Origin of the sequence: Bradyrhizobium sp. (assembly GCF_035570375.1) — a bacterium.
In the GTDB taxonomy this organism is placed as follows: Bacteria; Pseudomonadota; Alphaproteobacteria; order Rhizobiales; family Xanthobacteraceae; genus Bradyrhizobium.
Genome location: NZ_DATMLW010000145.1, coordinates 1 through 5,395, shown reverse-complemented (window position 1 = coordinate 5,395; position 5,395 = coordinate 1). Strand labels below are relative to the sequence as shown.

The 5,395-nt window shown below is 59.5% G+C and carries 10 protein-coding genes; 1 reads left to right on the top strand and 9 read right to left on the bottom strand.

Annotated elements, in window-relative coordinates:
* On the top strand, window positions 1-744 hold a 744-nt coding region (locus tag VNX23_RS15320; protein ID WP_325631351.1), incomplete at its 5' end, for a hypothetical protein.
* 52 nt (window positions 745-796) lie between these two features.
* On the opposite strand, the gene VNX23_RS15315 is transcribed toward VNX23_RS15320, so the two are convergent.
* From VNX23_RS15315 to VNX23_RS15275, 9 genes are all read right to left on the bottom strand, one after another.
* Window positions 797-1,279, bottom strand: a complete 483-nt coding sequence (locus tag VNX23_RS15315; RefSeq protein ID WP_325631349.1) for a potassium channel family protein — start codon at window positions 1,277-1,279, stop codon at window positions 797-799.
* Between the two features lie 15 nt (window positions 1,280-1,294).
* A complete protein-coding gene (locus tag VNX23_RS15310; RefSeq protein ID WP_414643007.1) occupies window positions 1,295-1,834 on the bottom strand; it encodes a GNAT family N-acetyltransferase in 540 nt (179 codons plus the stop codon).
* A 37-nt stretch (window positions 1,835-1,871) separates the two neighbouring features.
* Window positions 1,872-2,312 carry a hypothetical protein gene (locus tag VNX23_RS15305; protein WP_325631347.1) on the bottom strand — a complete coding sequence of 147 codons (441 nt, stop codon included), beginning with the start codon at window positions 2,310-2,312 and terminating at the stop codon, window positions 1,872-1,874.
* Window positions 2,313-2,360: 48 nt separating this feature from the next.
* Window positions 2,361-2,678: a DUF1476 domain-containing protein gene (locus VNX23_RS15300; protein WP_325631345.1), complete on the bottom strand. Its 318-nt coding sequence runs from the start codon at window positions 2,676-2,678 to the stop codon at window positions 2,361-2,363.
* A 42-nt stretch (window positions 2,679-2,720) separates the two neighbouring features.
* Window positions 2,721-3,131 (bottom strand): F0F1 ATP synthase subunit epsilon, encoded by a 411-nt coding sequence (locus tag VNX23_RS15295; RefSeq protein WP_325631344.1) that lies wholly within the window; start codon window positions 3,129-3,131, stop codon window positions 2,721-2,723.
* A gap of 126 nt (window positions 3,132-3,257) precedes the next feature.
* Window positions 3,258-3,605 carry a hypothetical protein gene (locus VNX23_RS15290; protein WP_325631342.1) on the bottom strand — a complete coding sequence of 116 codons (348 nt, stop codon included), beginning with the start codon at window positions 3,603-3,605 and terminating at the stop codon, window positions 3,258-3,260.
* 153 nt (window positions 3,606-3,758) lie between these two features.
* On the bottom strand, window positions 3,759-4,181 hold the full coding sequence (locus tag VNX23_RS15285) for a hypothetical protein (RefSeq protein WP_325631341.1): 423 nt from the start codon (window positions 4,179-4,181) through the stop codon (window positions 3,759-3,761).
* Between the two features lie 149 nt (window positions 4,182-4,330).
* A complete protein-coding gene (locus tag VNX23_RS15280; RefSeq protein ID WP_325631339.1) occupies window positions 4,331-4,657 on the bottom strand; it encodes a hypothetical protein in 327 nt (108 codons plus the stop codon).
* Window positions 4,658-5,127: 470 nt separating this feature from the next.
* A partial coding sequence (locus VNX23_RS15275) for a hypothetical protein (RefSeq protein ID WP_325631338.1) occupies window positions 5,128-5,395 on the bottom strand: 268 nt, incomplete at its 5' end.

Genomic DNA, 5,395 nt, shown 5'->3' with positions numbered 1-5,395 from the left:
TTGACCGCCGTGTTTTGGAGCTTCGCCGTCGGTCCGGCGCTGGCCGTGCTGCTGGCGAGAGTACTGCCGCTGGCGGAACCTTACGCGATCGGCCTCATCCTTCTGGGGCTGGCGCCATGCGCGCCTTTCGTCCCGCTACTCGCGGCAAGGGCCGGTGCGGATTTAAATTACGTCGCCGCCTATCTGCTGCTGGCCTCAATCGGCACGCTGATCATCCTGCCGGAGGCGATTCCCGTTCTTGCGCCACAACTGTCAGCTGATGCCTTGACGATTGCCAAGCCCCTGTTGCTTTTTATCGCGTTGCCGCTTGTGATCGGCATCTGCATCCGGTTCATCGCGCGCGACCTCGCCGAGCGGGCCCATCCGGTCGTGAAAAAAATAACGGGCGCCGACATCGCGGTCATGCTCAGCATCGTCGTGGTGCTGTACTGGCGCGACTTCCTGGGCGCTGTGGGAAGCTATGTCATCGCTGCGCAGGTCCTGTACTATTGCACGCTTGCCGCTGCCGCCTATGGTCTTGGTTTCGGCCTTTCCCATGAAAAAAAGAGCGCTCTTGCGCTCGGATTGTGCACTCGCAACGTCGGCGCTGCGATGGCACCGCTCTTGTCCGTTTCCAGTCCCGATGACCGGGCGACGGTCGAGTGCATTATGGCCGTCTTCATCACGCTTGCCGTGGGATTTGGCGTTGCGAATATTCTTGGCCGGCTCAAGGCGGCGAGCAAGCCAGTTGCCGGAAGCGGGTGAAGGTGACCGCGAGAACGCTGCCAAACGCCAGCGTCCTCCCGGGATCAAGGCTTTATGAAGCTTGACCGCCCCTCGCGCTCTCGATCAACGAGAGTACTTTTTGCAGAACCTCGAAAATGACCGCAGTGGACCAGCCGAACAAAAGCACGCCAGTCATCGCCGTCATCGGCCCCAGCAGACGCCAGCGTTCAAGGGGAACGATGTCCCCGTATCCGAGGGTCGTGTAGTTGACGAAGGCGAAGTAAACGAGATCGGCACCTTCAGGTGCGACATGGACGATCGCATAGCCCAAAGACCAAACGAGGATTTCTGCAAAATGAGCGACCATCAACAGCGAAACGGCTGCCACCATCACGGCGGTCAACCGCAACGCTTGACGTGACGACGTCAGTTCACTGACCCTGCGCGTCACACCGATCACGACAAGCATCATCATTGCATGAATTGCAATGTTGCAGCCGCTGATGATAGCACCAAAGAAAAATTGACGTAAAATGCGCGCTGCTCCGAAAGCCCGGGTCGTTTCATCCTTCAAGCCAGAATCGTGCCTTCATGCTCTCAAATCCAGCGTCACATGCACGGCGCCTCCGCTTCTTTTTGTGACGAATCCGCATTTGCGAAACATCGCCAGCATCGGAGCGTTCTCTGGCAGGACTTCGGCAACCAGGCGCTCGAGGCCGCTTTGGCGCGCGATCACGATGAGGTGTCGCAGCAGAGCCGATCCGACTCCTTTTCCCTGATATTCGTCGGTGATCGCGAAGGCCACCTCGGCAGTACCCGGTTGCGTGGCGATATACCGGCCGCCGCCGATGATGGCGTCCTCGCCGCTCTCGTTGAGCGAGGCGACGAGCGCCACATGTTCGGTGAAATCAACGTTGACGAAGAAATCGATTTCCTTCTCGCTGAAGCCGCGTTTGGGACCAAAGAAGCGGCGATAGAGCGATTGGGCGCTGACACGCCCAACCGCCGAAAGCATCGCGCTCCGGTCTTCGGGCTTGAGAGCCCGAATGACAACGGAGCGCCCATCGCGCAATTTTTCGACGATGGAATAAGCGGCTGCCTGCATCATCTTCAGACCATCTACCCGCATCAAGCAGCCACTTTGGCATTCGATGGAGAAATTTGCTTCACGGCATCGTAATCGTGACCCCGCCTACGGCGGCCGAGAGCTCCAGGCCGACCTTCACGCCGTGCAATTCGAGAACGACGCCGCGGGCGTTTTGCAGCGCGACGCCACCGGCACCACCGGCGACTGCCGCGCCCGCGCCGATCGCGCTGTAGGTGCCGACGAGATCTCCGGGCGAGTGCAAATTCCGCGCACGCCCGACCAGCTCCATGGTCGATGCGCCGATCGTTGCTCCGACGCTCATGCCGGACGCGGTGAACGGATAGTGGTGACCCCTGAAGGTCAGAACACCCCGCCCGCCGCCGACGCCTATGATAAATCCGCCCTTGGTGAAGACAACGCGGACCGCACCGGTCTCTGCCCGTGATGCCGTGGAAACGCTCGCCGCTCCCAGGAGTCCCAGGACAACCGCGCAGACCAACGCTTGAAGGCTCTTCTTCATCAAATATCTCCCTTTTTTAAGTTTAAGACGACGCAAAGATACTTGGGCTTATTGACCCGATTCGATCTGCTTTAGCGCAGCGTGAAGGAATTCGTTCATTCGCATGGCCACCTGTTGTTGCGAGATCCCCTTGTTCGCAAGGTCCTGCGACACTTTTTGCAAAGTGACTTCAAGGGTCTGGTTTTCAAGATCGGTAGTGACGAGGCCATCTGCGTAGGCTGCGGCGGCATCGCCCGTCAAGCCCAGCTGAGCGGCCGCCCAATTCCCCAGCATCTTGTTGCATCTCGCCATCACCTTGAATCTCAACTCTTCGTCGTGGATGAATTTGGCCTCAAAACCCTGTTCGCGTTGATCGAAGGTGGTCATGCGTTCGGTCCTGATCGGGTCGCAAAATATTTTGCGGCTTGACTAAAAGGCGGTCGCCGGAGCCAGGTTGACGTGAATGGACTTGTAGTGGTCAAGCAGCGCAATGGCGCGGTCGAGTTCATCTCCCGGCGGCATCTCCGTTACCTTCTGCTTCAAGTCCTCGATCCGGCTCGTGAGTTCGGCGAGATCGACGTCGTCGACAGAAGATGCTGAGTCCGCAAGGATCGTGAGCTCTTCCTCCGCAAACTCCGCAAGGCCCCCGAATACGACATACTTCTCGCGGTTCGTGCCGGCCATTGCCGTGACAATCCCCGGACGCAGCACGGCCACGATCGGTGCATGGCCGGAAAGGACGCCGAAGTCACCTTCGAGCCCCGGCACGTCCACCTGTTCGACCTGGCCGCCGAACAGCAGTTTTTCGGGCGACACGAGACTGAATTGGAAGTTGGGCATTGCGCCGTCCGATCATCCAAAGAGCTGCCAGGCCGAGAGGCTCGCGAGTTTTCTTGCGTTCTTTGGATTTGACATTCGCATTGCGAGCTTGCGGCTAGGTGGGCAGCGAACGTCAAATCCACTCTACTAGTAGCGGGCCCGCAGCGGCGGGCCGGCATCACGCTGCCAGATCGTTCCGTTATCGAACTGAATGGTGATGGCGTCCGCCGAGTAGACGGCGCCGAAATTATAGCGCTCGACCCAGATCCGGGTTGCAGGTGCGAACCAATCCGGCCAACCGCGGGAGGCCTCACCGGCTTCGTTCAAGAGGTTGAGTTCGGGCCCATTCTGGGTGATGAAGGCGGGATTGCCGACGAGACCGCCGCGGCATGTCTGGACGCACCGGTACGCCCCGGTCAAATTGACGGATTGCGCCGATGCCGACGTTGCGAAAACGGCGGCCACGGCACCAACGGCCAGTGCAATCGATTTCATAAAATCACCCCACGGTCTGGACGATCGGCCCAATCGGACCGATGCAAATTAGTCCGCCAACCGTGCCGGCCGATTGATTTGCATCAAGCTACCGATCGGCCGTAGCGAGCGAAAAATGAGTTTTGGGGTTGGAGGGGGGATATCGTGTGCCGGTCAGGCCGGTGGCTTCGGGAACGGTTGGTCCGAAGGGTTGATCTGATGCTCCTGCAAGGCAGCCAGCCGGCGAGCCGCCGACGCCTCGGATGCGTAAATCGACGACTGGTGCGGTTGCGGCGATTTGCTCCTTTGCCAGGCGCGCCATTCGACCGGCTCGATTTTCAGCGGCACCCCAAGATCAACGTTGATCCATTCGTCCGCGTTCGTATGCCGGCAGGGAAACGGCATCGTGGTTTTCCTGCCGTCTTCGGCTACGCGCAGTTCGAGATCCTGATTGTATGGCGCCGTCGAAGCCGGATGCCATCTGGACAGGTGATGCTGTTCAAGAGCGGCGTGAAGAGTCTCGTCGGTTTTCCAGATGACCCTGGCGACATCGGAAACCAGATGCTCCGCGAATTTCTCAAATGCCTTGTTACCCATCTCACGCAATCCGCCTGATCACCGGGTCAACTGCGTCATGGCGATCCTGCAAGGCGACCAAAATACGGCGAACATGGCGGCAAGAAGCGCGTTCACGCTTTTTTGCCGCCATGGCGCCGTCAGGTCACAATCGGGATTCGCAAAATCATTCAGCACACCTGAACCTGCCGCCAGCGCCAGCCCCACGGTGTCCAAATCTGCTGTGTGACGGGGTAGCAGGCGCCGTAGACGTAGTCGGTGGGGTAGTAAGGATAGCCATAGCCGTAGGGGTTTCCATAATATCCGTATCCTCCCCATGGTGCGGTTGCGGCCAGGCCCAGACCGATGCCGAGACCGACGGCGCCGACACCCCAACCCCAACCGGGGCCACGCCATCCGCCCCATCCCCAGCCGCCGCGCCAAGCGGACGCTTCAGTCGGCGCCATCAGACTGACAGCCAGAATTGCGGTCAGCGCAATGATCGTCTTTCGGAACATGATCAACACTCCCGAACTATAAATGCATGAAATCAAAATCAACGCCCTGCAGGACGCCGGGTGCAAGCATAGGTCGAGGCAGCGGCCAATCGTTGAGGTGGATCAAACACGCGATTCCGCAGGGCTGAGCTTGGGGGCTCTCACGCGGACGTCAACACATTGGCCTCCTCCCTCACGAAAACGGGATGGCCAGCAAGGCGCGACAAAACCGTTTTCAATCGCGACGAAACGCGCCTGAAACCGACATTTGCTGGATTTGTTTTCAGTCAAATAGCGGGGTCGATCATGCTGGGCATCATCATCAACCTCTTCTACCGTCAATCCTGCAGGGCGGCATTGTCTGCCATCCGAATGCAGAGTCGGATCTGGGCCTGAACCTCCAACGGCACAAATAAAAGCCTGCCCCGGGAGTAGCGCCGGGGCAGGCTTTGGCTGGAAGATTCGTCGGTCGGGGGACCTTTCCAGCCGCTTTAGATCCTGATGCGGAAGCCGGTCATCGCCGACACCGTATCGACGCTGGTGCCGGTGCCGGCGAAGCCGAATTTCGCACCCGGCGTTCCCGGGAATGCGGAGGCGAGACCGTTCTGCACCTTGGCGTAGGTGATGCCGGCGTAGAGGTCGAGATGCTTGGTCAGGAAGTAGTCGGCCAGGAACGAGACCTGGTCGTACGATCCCGCGCAATTCGACTTGCTGGCGCCGCCGGCGACGCAAGCCGCGCTGTCGGCGACGAACGAATTC